We start from the raw sequence: 16,710 nt of genomic DNA, 5'->3' as shown, positions 1-16,710 counted from the left end.
CAAAGCAACTTCACTTTAAAGTTGCAATCGGTGGACTCAATAAGCTTGAAGTCTATTCGATACTCCATAATGATCTTAGATGATTATACTTTGCTCTTGAGTCATTGTCGAGGAAAGTTATAACCAGTGATCTACGGTCGTATACTATCTAACATTTATTCCAGTACATGTGCTAGAAGGGCTGTCTCCTATCGCTAGAGGATCAACTGATGTATAAGTTATAAGTGGAGGTTGAAGGTAAGAGTCGGCAAGTTCATCAAGATCGGGTATCTGATTAGGGGGATTAGGGGGATTAGGAATGGTTGGATTAACTTCTAGATCGAGAAATCCGGATGAATGTTGCCCTATCCCTCGACTCGGAGCACGTGGCGAGATATCGATTACCCATCCAGAGTTACCTGGTAATCCCAATGTTAGGTTTGTACCTGGTGGTGCAGTCAGTTCGCGCCTAAACCCCCCAATAGTTCCCGTGCCTGTACCCTGTGTATAAAGGGTGAGCTCATAACCGTTACTACAAACAACATAATTGTATGGAGGTGTAGATGGAGTTGCACAGGCAACTGCTATCAATAGCACCATTGTCAATGTGCCAAGACTTTTAGCGATATGAGGGTAGATTTCACGAGATTGACTTACTGATCTCATAAGCTTCTTTTTATCCATCGGCCAGATATTGGAGACCGAGAGCGTATTGATCTCTATAGCGGAGATAACTGCTAATGATAGGGCAATCATATTTGATTCATCTGGGTCGCTCAAAGCACTTCTAAATTGCTCTGCCGCTTCAAATCCAAATAGCTCTTGGAATACCTCTCCCTCGTGTATTGAATCTAGGTACTCCAGCCATTCGAGTGTCCTGTAGGCTATAGCTTTGTGTCTCTCTGCATGGTCATTGAATTCTTGGTGCACCGTGCCGAGGTCGTCTGATCTAAAATGTTGGATATTGTTCGATGCTAAAATCGCCTGCTGTTCGAGGTGTGGGTATTTTTGAATAAGCATAAGCAAATTCTCGGGGAGTTGGTTACAGTCGTTATTATTAATCTCTTCTCTAATTGTTTCGGTGGTCATTACTGATAGATTGTGTACTGTTAAGGTAGAGTTGGTGGAATCATCACACCTACACATTTTTTGCTTGGATCATCAGGGCTAACAGTCGCCTCAAATACGACCTTTTTTGGATCGAATAGATACTCCAAATAGCCAAGAATTCTTCCTAATGGGTCTGTACTTGTGGATCCTCTGTGTGCGACCACTCCTTCGATATTAGTACCTTGAGGTAGAGGTGGTGTGCCATTGCCAGCGGGTGTTAAGTAAAGAGGATGAGTTGTGCCTGATCCAAAGCTTAATGTTATCCATGGGTCTTCAATCCCACTTGATGTGTAACTCACTGTCCCGTCCGATCCTTGCACTGGATAGAAATCTTCCAAGGAGTCGCCAACTCTACAAACTATATGGTCAAACTCTGGTTGTGAGTCGCCACTCGCGCATGAAGCAAGAATTAGCGCAAGGCAGATAGCTGTACCCACTCTTAGCGCATGCTTTGTGAGAGTTCTATTACCCTTTCTCTGATCGAAGAGTATTCTTGATCTCTTGATTGCTTCATGCACTGCTGAAAGATCGCTTCTCCATATATCTGCACAGCTGAGAGTGTCAATTTCCTGAGCTGAAAGCCGAACCAATGTATTGAGAAGGATAGCCTCGAATTCTTTATCACCTTCAAACTCCTTAAGCTTCGACACTAATGTGAAAGAGCCTGCAGAGGACTGATCCTCTGATGTAATGTATAATTTCTCCTCCTCTAGATAGTCCAGCCATTCTTTTACCCTGTAGTGAATTGCTTTTGCCCGCTCGGATCGTGTAAACGGATTATCAGAACCGTATTGGTAATTCTCTGTAAAAGGGTCTAATCCATGATAATGCGGTGCCTCGTCGATAAGTCTGTATATTAGTGAGTCGATGGGATCGACCTCAGGCTGTGCTGTTGTATTGCAAGGGTCGTTTTCAGGCGAAATTTGTTCGTCGGTTATGCTTTGTACTTTGTTGGTAGTCATTTATTTAGTATATCGTTATTGACGGGGTAATGTTTATAAGTGGTTTCTCGTCTTGTGAAATTGTTTAGGCACCCGGAATGGAAATTGTATTTTGATAAGAAGACTCTTTTGCAAGAGAAATTTTATAAAATATTTTCCCAAACCGAGTGCCCCAGCCCTAGGCAGGCGTTAGCGCTATCGCCACCGCAAGCCCTAGGGCTGTAAGAGTAAGTCCCGCGTATATTGATGGGCGGGACTTACCCATTATGCCGACAGCGACGACTATAACCCCCGAAAGGGCCGCTGCCGCGCCGGCGATGAATAATCCTTGCATGTTTAACCTCCTTGTTGTTAAAAGATTTAGCAAAACAGACAACCACGGTTATCTATTCCCGCTAAATCTTCTTATGCAGGCATAAAGCCTGATGGAGGTGAAAATGATCCCTCATATTAAAGAGCAGATTTTCGATGAACTTTCGTCACATCTACAATCAATTGAGCGAGATTATACTATAGGGTTATATAAATGGCAACACGCCACGCCGCCGCACACTTGAGGCCGCTAATAGATCGATCCCTGCGCTAATATATGGTATAATTCATGAAATTTAAATAGAGAACCGCTTGAGAGGGCTTGTCACCCTCGAGGTCCGGAAGGAAATCTGATAGGCACACTGTAGCTTCAGAAGAGAGTAGAGTCCGGCGGAAACTCAACCGTAAATAGAGGGTGTATGTTGAATTCAAAGTACACATTAAGCCTGTGTGGGCAACCGTGCAGGGAAATAAGGTGGTACCACGGTGAAGACCGTCCTTAGAGAATAAAAGAGTTATGCTTTTTTATTTTTCGAGGACGGTTTTTATTTGACCGTTTGCAAGAGATTAAATTAAACAGACTGAACAGTGGAAAAACAGAATAAAGCGGAACAGATCCCAAAAGCATTCGACTCCAACACGATGGAGCCAGAAATCTATAAAATGTGGGAGGAGAACGACCTATTCCGCCCAGAGACGCTAGAGAAAAAATTAAAAGAGCAAGGCATGGAGCCGAAAACGCCTTTCACGATCCCGCTTCCACCTCCAAACGCCAACGGCAATCTTCACCTAGGCCATACATGTGGTTACTCTTTCCAGGACGCGATGGGGCGATTTAACCGAATGCGCGGACATCCAACCCTTCTGCTACCGGGCAAAGATCACGCCAGCATCCAGACCGAGTCTGTCTTTGCGCGAATACTTGAGAAGCAGGGCGAGAGCAAATGGGAGCTGGGTCGCGAGGAGTTTTATAAGCGATGCTATGAATTCTGTATGGAGGCGGCGAAAAATGCTCAGGAGCAGGAGAAGCGCATAGGACTTTCAGCCGATTGGAGCAGAGATTTCTTTACCCTCGACCCGAGGCTGACTGAGATAATTTACGATACGTTTTATAAATTGCTCGACGAGGGGCTGATCTATCGAGGCAAATATATCATCAACTGGTGCTCGTACGACCGAACTGCGCTCGCCGATATAGACACAATCAAAGAAGAGCAGCGTGGAATTTTCGCATACATTATATATCCGTTTGCCGATGAGGCTGATAATGATGCCGCCGATAAGAAGCTGGGATATCGCGGAATTATGGTCGCAACGACGCGACCTGAGACGATGCTGGGTGATACGGCTGTTGCTGTCCATCCGGATGATGAGCGATACAAAGAATTTGTTGGAAAGATGCTTAGATTGCCGATCGCCGATCGGGAGATTCCACTGATTGCCGATGAGGAGATCGATCCTGAATTTGGTACCGGTGCGTTGAAGGCGACTCCTGCTCATGCGGCTGTAGACTTCGAGATGGGGGAGAGGCATGGGCTCGAGATTATCAATGTAATAAATGAAGAAGGGAAGATGGACGGCCCGATCCCTGAGCGATTTAAGGGTATGGATACGATTGAGTGCTCAAAAGCCCTGGTCAAAGAGCTTGAGGAGCTTGGGTTGCTTCATAAAATGGAGAAAATTAAGCATGAGGTCTCTGTCTGCGAGCGATGCGGTACAACAATTCAGCCAATTATCTCGCACCAGTGGTTTCTAAATGTAAAGCCGCTAGCCGAGAAGGGCATTGAAGCAATCAACAATGGTGAGACTACGATAATGCCGGCTGGAAAGCAGCGTGCGCTGATTCATTTCTTTGAAAATATCAAGCCGTGGTGCATCTCGCGCCAGCTTTGGTGGGGGCAAAGAATCCCTGTCTGGTATAGCGGTGGAAAGGCTTTGTACGACTGGATGCAGGAGAATCCAGGAAGGAGCTTGACCGCTTATGAGGCTGAGACTGGAGAGAAAGCTCGAGGAAGCGGGAAATTGATCAAGGGGCTAGAAAAGCCTGATGGCGATCCAGATTGGACGGGTAGTGCAGACGATCTCTTGCTGGAGCAGGAAGAAGATATCTTTGACACATGGTTTAGCTCGGGGCAGTGGCCATACTCGACTTTGGGTGGTCCAGGAGCAGATGACTTTGAGAAGTACTATCCGACCCAGGCTATGGAGACTATGCACGACATACTGTTCTGGTGGGTTGCACGTATGATGATGCTCGGGATATATCGCACAGGTAAGACGCCTTTTTCGAGGGTATTTCTGCACGGGATGATCTTGGCTCCTGATGGAACTAAGATGTCGAAATCAAAGGGTAATGGTGTTGAGCCGGGTGAGATATTCGAGAAATATGGTGCTGATGCATTGAGAATGTGGTATTACAGCGATGCATTGCCAGGCTCAAATACTCCACTTCAGGAGGAGAAGATTAAAGGGCATCGATTCTTTGTTAATAAGATCTGGAATGCAAGTCGGTTTGTTTTAATGAATCTTGATGACTCAGAGATAGAGGCCATTTCATTAAAAATTAATGAAATCCATGAAAATGATAGCGAACGGCTTAGGCAGTTTGCGGATTATAAGACACGCATCATTAAATATATGGATGATATGAAATTCCACCTCGGTGCAGAGGCAATCCGCGAGTATTTCTGGGGTGAGTATTGTGACAAGCATATCGAGGCTGTCAAAACCGAGATCGCTGACGAAGAGATAGGGTCGAATAAACGAATTGCAGCCCTCGCAGAGATGATCCATTTAATGAAAGAGAGCATGAAAATTATGCATCCGTTCATGCCGTATGTCACAGAGGCTGTCTGGCAGGAGCTGAAGAAACTGGAGCTGGCGGATGGTTGGTTGACGGTTGAGCAGATAGGGGAGTAGAACTATAGAATAACTTGCGAAAGATCTAAAAGATGTCGGGAGAAACGAGTGGTGGATCCTATATGCCCACACAGAAACTTGAAACTAGAGCTACGGCCGAGACATATAATGGTCTTATGATTTTCACGGTGAGTGGTTTGCGCCTGCCTGAGTTAGCCGGGGTAAATGATGTGCCTGTAACCTACATTAATATTGGGATCGAAAAGAAGGGATCTCCAATCGAAGAGGCAGAAGTGCATGGGATAATAAGGCGTGAAATATCTAGGGTAGATGATACTGCAGATCAAATGTGGCAAGATCTACAAGGCGAGCCGGTTAAAGAGATAATCGTTGGTTTATTTAAGCCGAAAGGAGTTATTAACGAAAAAGCTATGAGAATGCTGGAACAAGATGTACGGTCTAGTGATAAGCCACTTCTAGTGGTATCGGGTCATGGTGGTTCAATTGGTGGTTTCTTAGGATTGCCTTCGACTGTCCTGAAAGTAGGTGCGACTGATGGTCCGCTTGTCAGAGTTGATGATTTGCTAAATAAATTACTGGAAAAGGGACAGTATTGCGCTGTTATTTTTCAACTCTGTGGAGGTAAGAATTGGGGTGATAGATATAAAGGTAGTACGCCTATATATGGTTCAACAGGAGTAGTTCGCGCACATGTGAATCTTGGAAAAGTAGTGCGAATACAATCTAATAAAATGTCGATAATAGAGAATTGATTTTGCTATTCCCCTTTGTCCTGCTTCTCTAGCTCCTCGCTATACTCAAACTTCGGGAACAAGATCTCAGCCTTCCCAATCTGATGGCCGACAGGTAGATCGTTGGTATCTTTCTTAACAAACCAGGTATCGATAAGGTGACTTACTTTCCCGGTTCGCTCAAGATCGGCGTTGGCATCGTAAATATACTCTTGGTCACGCTTTATATTGGTGTAGTTCAGCATATCTGAGAGTTTATCAGCAGCAAATGGAGTAAATGGCTTTAGCAGCACCCGGAACGCGTTCACAATCTGTACACAATTGTGAATGGTCTGAGCGGCTTTGCTTGAGTCATCTTTCACCGCAACCCATGGCTCGCTGTCATTAAAGTATTTATTTGCAAAGAAACCCAATGCTAAGAGCTCTTCTGTGGCTTTCACAAACTTGGCCTTCTCGATTGCACCACCAACTTCATTAAATGCAGATCTAACTGCTTTCTCGACTTCTGCATCCAAGCTCCCTTCCGGCACTCGACCCTCAAAATACCTCTCCACAAATATCAAAGTACGGTTAATGAAATTACCAAGATTTGCAACCAGCTCATTATTATTTGCATCAATAAAGTCTTTCCAGATAAACTCGCGGTCCTGATTCTCGGGGGCATATCTCGCAAAGAAGAACCGCAGCGCATCCGGTCCAAAGAGATCCAAGATCTGATCTACTGTAATTCCTGTTCCATCACCCTTTGACATCTTCTTGCCGCGGTAGAAAAGCATATTGTTCGCAGGCACATCAAAAGGCAGCTGCAGAGGCTCTTTACTATCCTCGCCTGGAAGCTTATTGGCTTCATATAAGGCATCATTCTGATATTTCTCGTTGTAGCCGATGATTTCACCTGGCCACATGATCGTATGGAACGGAACATTGCCGCCTGCGATGAAGTAGTAGTGCTTAGCCTCGGGATTTTTCCAGAAGTCCTGCCACTTGCCAGGCTCGCCCTGATTGTCTGCCCACTCGATAGCGGCTGACAGGTAGCCGATGACTGCCTCAAACCAGACATACATCGATTTCTTCTCCCAGCCCTCGACAGGTACTGGAACTCCGTATGTGGTATCTCGTGTGATAGGGCGGGGCTCTAATCCCTGCCTTAGCCATCCAAGCGAGAACTCGCGAACCCATTTGCGCCAGTTTTTGCTTGTTGCGTCTGCATACTCTTGTAGTTTTGGCTCGAGCGATTTAAGGTCGACATAGAAGTGCTCGGTTTCTTTCATAATTGGAGTGGCATCGGATAGGGTGCTGTATGGGTCGATTAGCTGCTCTGGCTCTAGGTATGTGCCACACTCTGGGCATTCGTCGCCGCGGGCGTTTGTTGCCTTGCAGTTTGGGCATGTACCACGGACATAGCGGTCGGGGAGGAAGCGGTCAACCTTCGGGTCGTAGTACTGTTTCGAGGTCTGGGTGATTAAATATCCGTTTTCTTTGAGTACCGTGAAAAGATTTTGTGCGACGACCTTATGGTTTTCTGTAGCGGTTTTTGTGTAACACTCGTATAGGAAGCCTAGTCTCTTATATGTATCAAGGATTGTGTCGTGAGATTTCTGCGCCAATTCTTCTGGGGAAATTCCTTGTTCTTCTGCTTTAAATTCGACCGGTGCTCCATGGCAGTCACTCCCTGACACCATCAACACCTGATTTCCTTTTAGCCTGTGGTATCTCGCAAATATGTCGCAAACAACATACTGCCCAGCGAGGTGACCCATATGGATGTTGCCGCTGGCGTATGGCCAGGATACACCTATAAATATCTTCTGCGGGGTAGTTGGGGCTTGTGATAAATGGTTATTTTCTGCGGGAGGAAATTTAATATTTTACTAGGAGTGATTTTACATTACTGCAGAGCTTTTTTGAAGGTGCTGCCAGTCGAGTGACATTTCTGTTCAAAACTCGTAGTATGAAGTAGTTAAGATTTCATTAATTAGCATATGGATCCGAAAGAGAGTACAAAGCAGGGTGGTACAGTTGTAAATAGCGCAGCGCCAGTCTCAGATAAACCTCAGATGGACAGTGTAAAGGATACAGCTGTAGAAACTCCAGCTTTCGATGCAGATACAAACACTCCAGCAGGAGATGTTAAGACACCTACCGATGATGAAGCTAAGAAAAAGAAGAAAATGATGGTTCTATTGTTGGTGATTCTGTTACTTCTGCTTGGATTGCTTGGCTACATAGGTTACACGATGTATCAGCAATCTCAAGAGGATAATAATCCCACGATTGTCGTAGATGTTGAGGATGACGAAGACGAGAACGAGGATACAACAGATGAGGGTACAGATGAAAGTACGGACGATGAAGATGACGAAACTACACCACCGGTGGATGAGCCAGAACTTACTGCCTATGATTATACATTCTATACATATGAGCTCGGCACGGGAGAAGCATTGGGTCAATATGATGTAGTGTTTACTTCGTCCCGTTCTGACTTTGTGGTACAGCAGAATGGGCCAGACTCAGATAGCTCCCCAGAGGTAGGAAAGTTGCTTCTTGGCGCTGGTAATACAGATTTAAAATTCTCTGTCTGGTATGAAGGCTTTAGTGGCTCATTCGAGGGTGTCGCGTTGACTGAAGTAGCACAAAATCCGAACATAGGGATAATCCATAGACATGAGTCTATTGGAACAGCAACTCTGGATACAAATTATGTTTCCGACCTAACAATGTCTGGCACATGCTTGGTTATGGGAGAGAACGTTCCAGCACCGTGTGGTCCGAGTGCACTCCAAATTTCTTATGATGGGGATGCTAAGTGGGTTTGGATGTCTTGTGACGATGATCCTGGATATACGATATGCGATGAAGTAGCTAGAAGTCTTGATATTACATTCACCCCGGCTGTAGGTGTAAACCCTCTGTAACTAGCTCAGACCTTAATGCTCGGACCCGATCGGGTCCGAGCAATTCTAGATCAGGCTTACTCCCGAACTTTTTCCTCTTCCTTTTGGTGACTTTCTGATGGTTTCAGCTTCCAGCCTAGCGCGAAGCCGATCCCAAGTGTTACCGCAAAATAAAGTAGGTGATCTATTATTAAATCCATTTAAGATTCTTAATCAGCTTATTAATTCCATTGTAACAAACCCCGACTTTCCAGCCCAGAGTAGCGTAATACGAACCAGGGCGTCCGACCACTTTGAAGTGGTCGGACGCCCTGCGGAGGGCTGACCCGTATAGTTGTTTAAATCTCGACTTTTCTTTATACTTTTTATAGTTAGATTTCGTACTGCCCAGACATGGCCAATGAGGTCCCACAATCAATAAACCTGCTCACCCCCGTAAACACCCCGGAGGACTCTTGGGAGAGGCTTTACGAGTGGCTTTTTAGCTTCGGCAAATATATCCTAATCGCAGTTCTAGGCATAGTATTGGTAGTATTCGGATTCAGATTTGCGTTTGACCGCATTAACAACGACCTCACCGGCGAGGTTAACACAATGTCTGCAACACTTGCTGACGACTTCTTCAGAAATAATGAGATTAAATATAACAACTGGCACAGACTTCTCTCGGATATGAATAGGATTTCGGCCGAGCAGCAGAAAAACTCTACCGTGGTCGCTTCAATTACAGAAAGCGTGCCGTCTGATGTTGAATTAGTGGACATGTCGTATGTTGGAGGTAGGGTGTCGATGAATTTCATCGCTAATGATTTCCAGGCAGTTCAAGGCTATGAATCATTGCTCAAGAAAAATCCAAATTATGACCAGAGTAGTCTCAAGGTGTTGCTCAATAAATCGGGTAGCTCAAGCAATAAGATCGAGTTCTCGGTTGGTTTTAATATAAATCAGGAGGAGGCTGCAGAAAGCGCTGCTGCTGCAAGCGACACCTCAGCTCCATCGGAGGCATCAAACTAATGGCAATTGAAAAAGACCAAAAAATAATCGAACAGGTTGAATCCATCAAGGATTCCAAGAAGAAGGTGTATGGGTTTACAGTCTTTACCTTTATTGTTGTAATTATCTGCGTCGTATTCGCAATCCGCCCATCGGTGGCCACGATCATCCGTGTTCAGAGTGAGATCAAGACCAAAAGGCAGTATAAAGAGCAGCTCGAGGCAAAGATAAATGCAATTGGCTCACTTTATGCTCAATTTACACAATTCGAGGATACAGCCAAGGAAGTGACCCTGATCTTCCCGCACACCGGCGACTTTAGCCTATTTATGTCCAATATTGAGGGCCTGGCCGAGAAGAATAATTTCGTGCTCAACAATATCAGCTTCGACGAGCCCGACCGCGAGCCTCCAATCCAGACCGTGGTTCTTGAGAACTGGAGGGCAAACATAACTGTGATTGGTAAGGAGGAAGACATCATCCCATTCATGAAGGATATCGAGGCGATGCCAATGTACCCAATCATCGACAAAATCACCTACTCGACAGAGGAGGATTCCGATGGAAATATCCGCGCCTCTATATCGATTTTGATATATAAGATTGATGACCCGCTCTTCTATGAATAGAGTCTTTTTGACACTCATAATTGTGCTCCTGACAGTCGTGGCTATCGCCTGGTCAGGAATCACTTTGTACGATACTGTTTCTTCTGTTGAGGTGACTCCGGGTGTTGAATCTCAGCTTCGCCCGATTAGCAGCAGCTTCGACTCGGAAATCTTGGACGAGATTGAAACCAGAACGGATAATTTAGAGGTCCCCCCAGAGGATCTTCTGAAGATTGAAGAGGAAACGCTGCAGAGAATCGAAGAACTTAAAAGTGAAGTGGAGTAAAATTTTCTCGACGTTGCGAGCAAAGTCTCGAAAATCTTCCCCCACGTCACTGATGAATACCTTGTTCGTATATCCCTCTGTTAACCTACAAGTCTTGTGAGTGAGAATTGAGCTCACCTCGAATGAAGCTTCGTGGAAGCAGAATTCTTCGACGTGGTTCCCAAGTCTCGTGTATATTACTCCTCTTCGCTATGGAGGTCATTGCCCTCACGTTACTTGTGTAAGTGAGCCACCATTTATGCAACGGCATGCTAATTTTGGTGACTTGTGAGCGAGACTTTTCGTTCTGCAACCCATGTTAGGTTTCCTGAATTTAGAGCGAGAATTGAGCTTGGCATTTATATTTCGACCCAAGCTCACCTCGAGCGAGAAAATCAGGAAACCTAATCGATAGATATATAATCCTCCAACTGCTTCTGCATAGACCTCTCTTTAAGCTTCTTCAGGGCTTTTGCTTCGATCTGACGAATACGCTCACGAGTTACACCGAACTCGCGGCCAACCTCTTCCAAGGTTCGAGTCACACCATCATCCAGACCAAATCGCAAAGACAACACTCGGCGCTCACGATCTTGGAGAGTGTCCAAGATAAGCTTCATCTGGTTTCGGAGGTACTCGGTAGTTGCTATCTGCTCAGGTGATTTTGACCAGTCATCTGACAAAATGTCTGCAAGCTCGTTTTCCTTATCCTCGCCGATAGGGGTAGAGAGGGAGGTTGGGTTTTGAGAAATCTTCTTAATCTCGGCGACCTTTGCGAGGTCGATGCCCATCTCTTTGGCGATCTCGTCATCTGTAGGCTTGCGGCCAAGCTTGCTGGTTAAAGTCGCTTGAACCTTGTTGAATTTGTTGATTGTCTCGATCATATGTACAGGGATACGGATCGTGCGGGCCTGGTCGGCGATTGCACGGGTGATAGCTTGTCGGATCCACCAAGTTGCATAGGTGGAGAATTTGAAGCCCTTCTTATAGTTGAATTTCTCGACGGCTCGCATCAGGCCCATGTTGCCTTCCTGGATCAGGTCGAGTAGCTCGAGGCCACGCTTTGCATATTTCTTGGCGATGCTCACTACCAATCGGAGGTTGGCTGTGATCAGCAATTGGGTTGCCTCCCTGTCGCCGGCTTCGATTCTCTTGGCTAGGATAACCTCTTCTTCAGCGGTCAATAGAGGGATCTTGCCGATCTCATGCAGGTATGAGCGGATTGCGTCGGTTGAGATGGTTGATTGGATTGTCTTGAGGATACGGATCTTCTTCTCGAGTGTTAATGTCTCCTCGTCGCGGCTGGTCTCCTGGACCTCTTCGCCTTCGAGGACGGCTATCGACTCATCTTGTAGCAATGTGAAAATCTCGTCGAGGAGCTCAAGATCATCTTCAGCATGAGGAACCTCCATCAGGATATCATCCTGAGTTAAGAAACCCTGGTCTCTTCCTTTGACCAGTAGCTGCTTGATTACTTCCTCTTTTTTTCTTTGCTGCATATTAACCTCTCTATGATATAATTTTAAATAGTATGGAAAATAACGATAAGACCCACAAAAATAGTAACAACTTAAATGGTTCTGCCTCCAATAGTAAAAAGAAATACTTTATAGATACGGTTGCGAAATTCTGTGACAGGTGCGGTACTGAATATGGTACTGACGATGTTCATATTGTTCAGGAGTCAAATTTCTCGAGTATTATACACTTCTCGTGCAGCAATTGTAAATCTAATCATATTGCCACGTTTATTAGGCCGATGGGCATGAGCAGCCGAGTTCCTGTTAATTGCGATCTACTAATTGACGAGATTGGCCGATTTGCCAAGCTCCCCAAAATCTCAAGTGACGAGGTGCTAGATCTTTTTGCACAGCTCGAAGAGATCGATAGGGCAGTTAGCTTCTAATATCCTTTAGCGCCATTTCCACGCGATCCCAGACTTGTCAAAGTTCTCAGAATTCCCAAATTCAAGAGCTTAACGGTACTCCCACAGTAGATCTACCTCAATGTCGCTCTCCAGTTCATATCTATTGCTCAGCTTAGAGACTCCCTCCTGCATATCACCATTTTCAATAATTGCCCAAGTGTCAGGGTAGCTTACGTCTAGCTGGTATACATCATCGAATATCCCAGGCTGTTTATACAGCTTGATCTCGGTACTGATACTGTTGTTTGCTATATTTATCGGGAATGGGTCGGTTGAGCTTTCATCGCGGGTTAGTGTGTAGTTAACTTCCACCTGGTTTGTTGATTGAATTTCGGTAGTAAACCAGCCCGCGACCACCGTAAATCTATCCTCTAGGTATACGGTGTAATCGTCGTCGTCAAAGCCAATCACGCTCTTAACGTCGGCATTCTCAGGTAGATACACCCTAAACCAATTTCGATACTCACCCTCTGGATACTTATCCTCTTCTGACTCGTTCTTCACCGCCAGTACATATGTATAGTTAACAGTGTCTTCATTTTTAATATCCATATTTAGCGAGTGGGTTTTCTCCAGATAGAGGTTGGCCTTGTTGGCTCCCCAGTTCCACTCGACAGGGATCGGTGTGCCCACATACCCCTCGGTAATTGTGCCGCTCCAGCCCTGGTCAGAGAAATATTGGTTGGCCTCGCGGTTATTCAAGGTGATCAAGATATTTTTCTGATCTAATGCCTGCAGGAATACTTCTGACATATCTCGGTATCCATCTGAGCCCGATGAGATCACTTTCTTCAGCACTGCATCTGCCAAGTTAGCGATAAATGTTGCCTTCTGCCTTGATCCCGGCGTGAACTCATCGTGGATTGCAAAAATCTTCGAATAGAGGTTGTCAGCTGTGACCTCTTCATCTTCTCCCTGTACCTCAATTCCTCCCCATTTCTCCAGAAGCATCTGTATAAATGTAACGTCTAGTGCGATTACACCATCAACTTCATATGCTTTGCCAGATTCCTGGATGAAAAACTTGGCATTTTCAGCTGTAGTGGGGAAGTGAGGACTCCAGTTTGAGGTGGACATGCTCCATTCATCGATGTCGAGAGCCTCTTGCATATCTTCTGGGGCGCTGTAGCTCTTATCTGCGAGCGATAGCTGACCATCCAGATTGTAGATGTCATCGACATCTAGCTGCCTTACCTGACCGTTCTCGATCCCGAGGATTGCATAGCTTGAAAGCCATCCACCAGTTGAGCGGAGCTCTGAAGGATTTTGTAGCAGTATTAGGTATCGCTGTCTTCCTTCACTGCCAAGCAGCTCTGGCAAGAAGATCAATGTCTTCTGGAATGGGGTAATTAGTTCGCTTGCCTCGCGGTTCATTGATTTCAATTCGGCGACTCTTGGCTGGATTGCCTTTGGAAATTCCTGTATCTCAAGAGAATCTACGATACTAGATGCCAGAGTGAGGTTGTATGAGGCTGTCTCGAGCTTAGACCTGTTCTCTTTCATCTGCTCTAGATACTGGGTATATTCGACCGGGTTGGTTCTATTCTCTCCGCCAAACGAAACCGCTGGCTCAAACTCTTTCATATACATGGCAAACGGCTCCAATGCCGAGACCATATCTTCAGCTCCCTGCAGTGCATAGCCTGTCGCAAATAGTAGTTGATTTACATTTTTATACAGCTCTTCCTGTCGCGTTACTATAAATACCCATTCAAGCCTCTTAGTGCTTGTTTCCACGCGCTCAAAGTCGTTGCTCATAGAGTTAACAGTCTCCTCTGCGCCTTCGAAGTCTAATTCCTGAATCTGTGCATAGGTCTGCTTAGTATTTCTGGCGATACGGTAGCCGTCGATGCCTAACACAGCGACTGGAGTTATAAAGAAGTATGACACCAAGCCTAGTAGAATCACTCCGACTGTGAAGAAAGCTATATTGCGGAAGTTGAAAACATCCAGCTCATTGCCACCAATCTTGGCAAATAGGGCTCGAAATGGAGAGAGTATCTTGTCGAAAAATCGACCCAATGATGTCTTCTCAACCTTAGCAGTATGCTTAGTTTTTATCTTGTCGGCCTCGGCGGCGCTTTCGATCTCGATCTCTCTATCTTTCTCAATATCCCATTTCTTATTCTCGGCTTTGTAGAGGGCTTTAATTGCCTCTGTAAATGATTCATCAATTGTTCTTTGAGCAGACCATCCATACTCAGTAGCGAATGGTGCAGGTGTGTATATCTCCTGGAATAGAAAATCGTTATCTTTTGACTTGGCAAATTTGATCTTCGTCGCAGAGACATTTAATTCAAGCAGCTTATATGCAATCGAAAGAGTGGTAAGTGGTCTCTCCTGTGCCAATGTGATAACCTCACCATTGGTCTCTCCGGTGAAGGTAAGCTTCAAAATGCCGTAAACGGCATCCTCTGGGTGTACAAGGTAATGGTTTGTCAGTCCTTCGCCCTGGATTACGATCTCAGATTTAGTTACACCTTCATGGATTAATGTGCTTAGCTCTTTATCCTCGGTTGTATGATATTTGTCACCCAAGAGAGCACCGAGCCGCAAGATTCTTACATTCAACTTTGATTTATCGTGAAATTCAGCGGTGACCGTCTCGGAATATTTCTGAATCTCCTCGGCGGAGTAGGGGGATGGATGGTAATCTTTGTTACGGAAGCTATTTTCAATTGCAATCTTGTTAAAGTGCACAGTTGTGACAAGACTCACCTTTGCCTTATATTTTTGGGCATTCTTGAGTACTATGTTTAGGTTGTTTGATTCGGCAAGGAACTGTGTGCTATTGAATTCGGTTGTGTTATTTAGATACTGATTCTGCAGGTAGAAGAGATAATCGAATCGCCCAAGTGTTGTGAAAAGCTCTTCAATACCCTGGAAGTCTACGAAATCGCACCTCTCGAGTCGCTTCAGCTTGGTGACCCAGTTTTTGCTATCTTTATTGAAATTATCAACGACAATAACCCTGCTGCCTTGCTCGGCCAATGTTCGAGAAAGCTTGTATCCGAAGTCATTTGCCCCGTGAATAACCACAGAGATTAGCGTAGAAGTTTTTACATGTTTAAATTCATCTTTTGCCATTTACTCGGCACCTCCTTCATCCTGCGCTTCAGCATCCGAGTCGCTATTCTCGCTTTCTGGCTGGGCAGGCTTCTCTAAATTAGTTGGGATAGGTAGTAGAAATGTACTTACATTCAGATTGTATCCCTGTCTGATAATAATAGGAACTTCAACAGATTCATACCCTGTTGATTCAATTTTCATTTTATACTCACCCTCCTCGAGCTCATCAACTGAGATCGGGAGGTCGCTATAATAATCTCCATCTAGCAGCATTCTGCTCTTAGAGCTGTTTGATTCCACAGTAATAAATCCTGTCTGTGCCTCAGCTTGTGGTGCGGGAGTGTAGTAAAGTACATATCCTGCCTTGTAACCACCCGGTGCAATCTCTAGATCGATGATAGCCTCAGTATTCCTGTATAAATCCAAGAATAGTGCAATCGGCTCATAAAATGAGCTGTCATCTTCTGAGCTTTTCTTTTCTAGGATTACCTCATACCTGCCCTCTGTTAGCTCTTCAATCGCCAGCGGGGTCTCACCATACTCTTTGTCGTTTATCATAATATCGGCAACGCCATTTCGCGATGTGATCGATAAAGATGTGTTTTTATAAGACTCTTTGAAATAAGGGAGGTTCTTTAATAGTGACTCCTGCGACCTTGTGAAGAGGACCACGGATAGGAACAGCGTCACGACTATTACAATTATTAGTAGTGGCAGATATTTTTTCATCGGTTCATTATATATGAGCTGGCTGGCTCTCTCAACTCGCGGTGGGTTCATGTCGAGCCTCTGACATTATTGATGAACCCAATGCTCTTTTCGAGAGCCAGCCAGCTCAAAGAAATTACTTATAAATGAGTCCAAATCTCGTAGTCTTATAAAGAAGCCTACCTGAGTATATATTTATCTTAAGTATTGTTCACTCTCAACTCGCGGTGGGTTCATGTCGAGCCTCTGACATTATTGATGAACCCAATGCTCTTTTCGAGAGCCAGCCA

At 45.1% G+C, this 16,710-nt stretch carries 13 protein-coding genes; 7 read left to right on the top strand and 6 right to left on the bottom strand.

What is annotated here, in order from left to right:
- Window positions 1–144 precede the first annotated feature (144 nt).
- Window positions 145–999, bottom strand: coding sequence for a hypothetical protein (locus QY318_02040; GenBank protein ID WKZ31521.1), 855 nt, complete (start codon window positions 997–999; stop codon window positions 145–147).
- A gap of 89 nt (window positions 1,000–1,088) precedes the next feature.
- Complete coding sequence (locus tag QY318_02035) at window positions 1,089–2,051, bottom strand: hypothetical protein (GenBank protein ID WKZ31520.1); 963 nt, start codon at window positions 2,049–2,051, stop codon at window positions 1,089–1,091.
- 879 nt (window positions 2,052–2,930) lie between these two features.
- Here QY318_02035 and QY318_02030 point away from each other — a divergent pair.
- Together QY318_02030 and QY318_02025 are read left to right on the top strand one after the other, a co-directional pair.
- On the top strand, window positions 2,931–5,261 hold the full coding sequence (locus tag QY318_02030) for a valine--tRNA ligase (protein ID WKZ31519.1): 2,331 nt from the start codon (window positions 2,931–2,933) through the stop codon (window positions 5,259–5,261).
- Window positions 5,262–5,323: 62 nt separating this feature from the next.
- Window positions 5,324–5,974, top strand: coding sequence for a hypothetical protein (locus QY318_02025; GenBank protein WKZ31518.1), 651 nt, complete (start codon window positions 5,324–5,326; stop codon window positions 5,972–5,974).
- A 5-nt stretch (window positions 5,975–5,979) separates the two neighbouring features.
- Here the strand turns inward: QY318_02025 and QY318_02020 are convergent, their stop codons facing one another.
- On the bottom strand, window positions 5,980–7,752 hold the full coding sequence (locus tag QY318_02020; protein WKZ31574.1) for a class I tRNA ligase family protein: 1,773 nt from the start codon (window positions 7,750–7,752) through the stop codon (window positions 5,980–5,982).
- A 183-nt stretch (window positions 7,753–7,935) separates the two neighbouring features.
- On the opposite strand from QY318_02020, the gene QY318_02015 reads away from it, so the two are divergent.
- The 4 genes from QY318_02015 (at window position 7,936) to QY318_02000 (ending at window position 10,737) form a co-directional block, all read left to right on the top strand.
- A complete protein-coding gene (locus tag QY318_02015) occupies window positions 7,936–8,871 on the top strand; it encodes a hypothetical protein (GenBank protein WKZ31517.1) in 936 nt (311 codons plus the stop codon).
- 372 nt (window positions 8,872–9,243) lie between these two features.
- The gene (locus tag QY318_02010) at window positions 9,244–9,864 is read left to right on the top strand and encodes a hypothetical protein (protein WKZ31516.1); all 621 of its coding nucleotides are present in this window, start codon (window positions 9,244–9,246) and stop codon (window positions 9,862–9,864) included.
- Window positions 9,864–10,472, top strand: coding sequence for a hypothetical protein (locus QY318_02005; GenBank protein ID WKZ31515.1), 609 nt, complete (start codon window positions 9,864–9,866; stop codon window positions 10,470–10,472). Before QY318_02010 ends, QY318_02005 begins: the two co-directional genes overlap by 1 nt.
- Complete coding sequence (locus QY318_02000) at window positions 10,465–10,737, top strand: hypothetical protein (protein ID WKZ31514.1); 273 nt, start codon at window positions 10,465–10,467, stop codon at window positions 10,735–10,737. The genes QY318_02005 and QY318_02000 overlap by 8 nt, the downstream gene beginning before the upstream one ends.
- Before the next feature lie 383 nt (window positions 10,738–11,120).
- Here QY318_02000 and rpoD read toward each other — a convergent pair whose 3' ends face one another.
- On the bottom strand, window positions 11,121–12,215 hold the full coding sequence (gene rpoD / locus QY318_01995; GenBank protein WKZ31513.1) for an RNA polymerase sigma factor RpoD: 1,095 nt from the start codon (window positions 12,213–12,215) through the stop codon (window positions 11,121–11,123).
- Window positions 12,216–12,247: 32 nt separating this feature from the next.
- On the opposite strand from rpoD, the gene QY318_01990 reads away from it, so the two are divergent.
- Window positions 12,248–12,622, top strand: a complete 375-nt coding sequence (locus QY318_01990; protein ID WKZ31512.1) for a hypothetical protein — start codon at window positions 12,248–12,250, stop codon at window positions 12,620–12,622.
- Between the two features lie 69 nt (window positions 12,623–12,691).
- Here the strand turns inward: QY318_01990 and QY318_01985 are convergent, their stop codons facing one another.
- On the bottom strand, window positions 12,692–15,730 hold the full coding sequence (locus tag QY318_01985) for a DUF4012 domain-containing protein (protein ID WKZ31511.1): 3,039 nt from the start codon (window positions 15,728–15,730) through the stop codon (window positions 12,692–12,694).
- The gene (locus QY318_01980; protein WKZ31510.1) at window positions 15,731–16,492 is read right to left on the bottom strand and encodes a PEGA domain-containing protein; all 762 of its coding nucleotides are present in this window, start codon (window positions 16,490–16,492) and stop codon (window positions 15,731–15,733) included.
- Window positions 16,493–16,710 lie beyond the last annotated feature (218 nt).

This window comes from Candidatus Dojkabacteria bacterium (genome assembly GCA_030583845.1).
Classification (GTDB): Bacteria; Patescibacteriota; Dojkabacteria; order SC72; family JAHDCA01.
This window is presented reverse-complemented; position numbering and strand designations above follow the sequence as displayed.

Coding starts and splice junctions, on each gene's coding strand:
- QY318_02040 (WKZ31521.1), bottom strand. CDS start 999: ATGCTTATTCAAAAATACCCACACCTCGAACAGCAGGCGATTTTAGCA.
- QY318_02035 (WKZ31520.1), bottom strand. CDS start 2,051: ATGACTACCAACAAAGTACAAAGCATAACCGACGAACAAATTTCGCCT.
- QY318_02025 (WKZ31518.1), top strand. CDS start 5,324: ATGCCCACACAGAAACTTGAAACTAGAGCTACGGCCGAGACATATAAT.
- QY318_02015 (WKZ31517.1), top strand. CDS start 7,936: ATGGATCCGAAAGAGAGTACAAAGCAGGGTGGTACAGTTGTAAATAGC.
- QY318_02010 (WKZ31516.1), top strand. CDS start 9,244: ATGGCCAATGAGGTCCCACAATCAATAAACCTGCTCACCCCCGTAAAC.
- QY318_02005 (WKZ31515.1), top strand. CDS start 9,864: ATGGCAATTGAAAAAGACCAAAAAATAATCGAACAGGTTGAATCCATC.
- QY318_02000 (WKZ31514.1), top strand. CDS start 10,465: ATGAATAGAGTCTTTTTGACACTCATAATTGTGCTCCTGACAGTCGTG.
- rpoD (WKZ31513.1), bottom strand. CDS start 12,215: ATGCAGCAAAGAAAAAAAGAGGAAGTAATCAAGCAGCTACTGGTCAAA.
- QY318_01990 (WKZ31512.1), top strand. CDS start 12,248: ATGGAAAATAACGATAAGACCCACAAAAATAGTAACAACTTAAATGGT.
- QY318_01985 (WKZ31511.1), bottom strand. CDS start 15,730: ATGGCAAAAGATGAATTTAAACATGTAAAAACTTCTACGCTAATCTCT.
- QY318_01980 (WKZ31510.1), bottom strand. CDS start 16,492: ATGAACCCACCGCGAGTTGAGAGAGCCAGCCAGCTCATATATAATGAA.